The organism is Rothia sp. HMSC068F09 (genome assembly GCF_001812775.1).
GTDB classification, from domain to species: domain Bacteria; phylum Actinomycetota; class Actinomycetes; order Actinomycetales; family Micrococcaceae; genus Rothia; species Rothia mucilaginosa_A.
The window spans coordinates 13,839-16,881 of the sequence record NZ_KV810424.1 but is presented as its reverse complement, the minus strand read 5'-3'; the positions used below and the strand labels follow the sequence as shown (position 1 = coordinate 16,881).

Below are 3,043 nucleotides of genomic sequence, written 5' to 3'. Positions count from 1 at the left end.
GAAGAACGCGGCGGATGGGGCGGACTCGACACCGTTCGTGCCACTACGCTACGTGCTCGCCTTTATCGCGCCCACTGTGGAGGTCGGGCACCGTCTCCTTGCGGAGGGCTTCGAGGGCGAAGAACTGAGCGCCGTCCGCGATGCCTGGACTCGCGCTGTGACTGTCGCCGTGACAGTGTGGGCGTATGCCTATCGAGATCACCCCGAGCAGTTCTGATCCGGCGCTCGCCGCCTATGACTCCCCCATCGGCTGCCTCACGCTGGCCGCGCGGGGCGGTGCGCTCGTCGGCCTGTGGGTGACCGGGCAGCGCTTCTTCGGTTCCCCCTATGGCATCGACGAGGCCTCGGCGCGCTCGGCGCTCGACCTGACCTCGCCCGATTCCCGGGAGGTTGTCCTCGCGCCAGCAGAGTGGGACGAGGCCGACGCGCACGCTCTGGACGCGGCGGTGGCCTGGCTCGACGGATACTTCGCGGGCGAAGCCCCCTCCCCCGCGAGTGTCCCCCTCGCGCCTGAGGGCACGGACTTCCAGAGGCGCGTGTGGGAGGCGATGGACGCTATCTCCTACGGCGCGACGCGCACGTACGGGCACCTCACGGCCACGCTGCGGGACGCAGGCGTGCCCGCATCGGCCCAGGCGATTGGCGGGGCGGTCGGACGCAATCCTCTACTCCTCATCCGTCCCTGCCACCGTGTTGTGGCGGCGGACGGCCCGGGCGGCTACGCGGCGGGAGGGGACGTGAAAGCCTGGCTGCTTGCGCACGAGGACGCGAATGAGCTTGCGACGCAGGTTCTCCTCGCGCAGGACGGCGGAGCGCTCGCGCAGCCAGCCGACCGCGAGGACGACGAGGAGGGCGACGCCCAGCCACCCGATGATCGGATACATGCCGCCGATCAGCTTCTTGAAGCCCATGAGGGAGGCCGCGTAGCCCACCGCGACCATGCCGACGAGGACGATGCGCATGCGGGTGGTCTGCCCGCCCGAGAAGCGGCGCGCCGTCGAGTAGAACAGCGAAAAGACCGTGTTGTAGATGAGCGCGAAAATGATGAGCGTATAGACGAAGGCGAAGGCCGGGTGGATCGAACGCGCGATCTCGAGGGTGGGAACGTTCACGTCCCAGACGCGATCCACGTTCAGGTACAGGCACAGGGCGTCCGCGCCGATGACGAGGGCGATGATGGTGCCGCCGATGCGCCCGGCGCGGCGGGCCTCGCCGATGCGCAGCACCGAGCCGCCGAGCACAAAGGCCATCGCGATGCCGTTGACGACGCACAGCGCGAAGTAGTTGATCGTGGAGAGCCACAGGTTGGGCAGCGCCGGGGTGACCTGGGTGGCGGCGGTGTTGAGCTCGGCGACGCTGGGGTGAGGCGTCGCCAGCGAGTAGATGGTGAGGATCGTGATGGCGACGATGATTATGGGCGTAAAGACGCCGATCACCTTCATGATCCGGTCGAAGTCGAGGAAGGCCGTGAGGATCACGAGCACCGCGCACAGGGCGCTACCCGCCCACGCGGGCAGGCCGAACTGCTGCTCGAGGTTCGCACCGGCGCCCGCGAGCATCACGAAGCCCATCGCGAAGCCCGAGAAGACGAGCACGACGTCGATGACGCGGCGCAGCGCCGGGTGGGTGATGCGTTCGAAGACCTCGTCGTGATGTGAACTGCCTCCCGTTTCTTGGACAACGAAAATGAAGTCCAAGAAACGGGAGGCTTTTCATGTCTGAACATCTGAGATCAAGGCATGACCATTTGCTTCGGAAACAGGCAGTACAAATGTTTGAGAAGGGACGTGGCTATCGTCTGACCGCCAAAAGGCTTGGCGTGTCCGCCGCGACTGTGAGAGAGTGGCAGAAAATGTACCGCGTCATCGGGAAGGGCGGGCTTCTTACCATGGGAGTAAAACACACCAAATACGACTACGAGACCAAGGTCGCCGCAGCGGCGGCCGTGGTTGATGGTGGGATGAGTAAGCCTGAAGCGATGATGCATTTCGGTATTGCGAGCACGACACCGTTGAAGCAGTGGTGCAGGCTGTACCGCGAGGGCGGCGCGCAGGCACTCAAGCCCAAGCCCAAGGGCAGGCCGAAGGGGTCGGTGCGGGCGGTGCCACCAACGCGTGAGGAGGAACTCGCCGAGCGCGTGCGCAAGCTTGAGGCGCAGGTGGTGTACCTAAAAAAATCGATTGCCCTGAAGGCGTACAGGCGCTCCCAAACCGGGACAAAGCCCTAGTGGTCGCTGAGCTTTCAGGGCGCGGACATGCGGTGTGCGATCTCCTCAAGGCCGCCGGTCTTGCCAGGTCGAGCTACTACTACGCGCTGGCTCACCCCCAGCAGCCAACCAGAGTACAGCTACGTCCCAAGGTCGCCCAAATCTTTTCGCGAACCCCCAACGGGTGCGGTCACAGGCAGGTAGCCATGTGCCTGCGCGCTGAGGAAGGGGAACGCATTGCCGATAAGATGGTTTTGAAGATAATGCGCCAGATGGGGCTACGCTGCGGCATACGCCGCGAGAGGGCCTACCACAGGTACAACTCCTACAAGGGGCCTGTGGGGCAAAGTTTCGAGAACATCATCGGTCGCGACTTCAAGGCTGATGGCCCCTGGCAGAAACTGGGTACCGACGTCACCGAGTTCAAGCTCTCCTTTGGTAAGGCCTACCTCGCGCCGGTCTACGACTTTGCCAGCAAAGAGATTGTTGCCCATTCCATCTCGATGTGCCCCAACCTCGTCCAGCAACAAGAGATGCTCCGGATACTCATGGATGCCAAACCTGAAGGGGCTGAGCCGATTTTGCACTCGGATATGGGTTGGCAGTATCAGCATGAGACCTATATCAGAACGCTTGCTGATAATGGTTTTATCCAGAGCGTGTCACGTAAAGGCAACTGCATCGACAATGGTGCCACTGAACAGGTCTTTGGACATCTCAAGGACGAGTTCTTTCGTGGCCAGGACTGGCAGACTTTTGAGAGTTTCAAAGCTGATCTTGATGCGTATATTATGCATTGGAATACGACAAGGCGCCAGGTAAAGCTTAAGGGCCTGA

3 protein-coding genes and 1 pseudogene are annotated in these 3,043 nt (G+C 62.8%); all 4 read left to right on the top strand.

The genetic code is table 11. The features are described from left to right. Window positions 1-217: pseudogene (locus HMPREF2874_RS03985) on the top strand (MFS transporter permease); the annotation flags it as partial. After that, on the top strand, window positions 186-1,658 hold the full coding sequence (locus HMPREF2874_RS09610) for a methylated-DNA--[protein]-cysteine S-methyltransferase (RefSeq protein WP_210397966.1): 1,473 nt from the start codon (window positions 186-188) through the stop codon (window positions 1,656-1,658). The pseudogene HMPREF2874_RS03985 and the gene HMPREF2874_RS09610, both read left to right, overlap by 32 nt. A gap of 56 nt (window positions 1,659-1,714) precedes the next feature. Continuing rightward, complete coding sequence (locus HMPREF2874_RS03975) at window positions 1,715-2,227, top strand: helix-turn-helix domain-containing protein (RefSeq protein ID WP_070649026.1); 513 nt, start codon at window positions 1,715-1,717, stop codon at window positions 2,225-2,227. After that, a partial coding sequence (locus HMPREF2874_RS03970) for an IS3 family transposase (protein WP_070649025.1) occupies window positions 2,227-3,043 on the top strand: 817 nt, incomplete at its 3' end. The genes HMPREF2874_RS03975 and HMPREF2874_RS03970, both read left to right, overlap by 1 nt.

What these genes read in the sequence shown, in the direction of transcription:
- HMPREF2874_RS03975 (WP_070649026.1), top strand. Translation starts at nt 1,715, where the DNA reads ATGTCTGAACATCTGAGATCAAGGCATGACCATTTGCTTCGGAAACAG.
- HMPREF2874_RS09610 (WP_210397966.1), top strand. Translation starts at nt 186, where the DNA reads ATGCCTATCGAGATCACCCCGAGCAGTTCTGATCCGGCGCTCGCCGCC.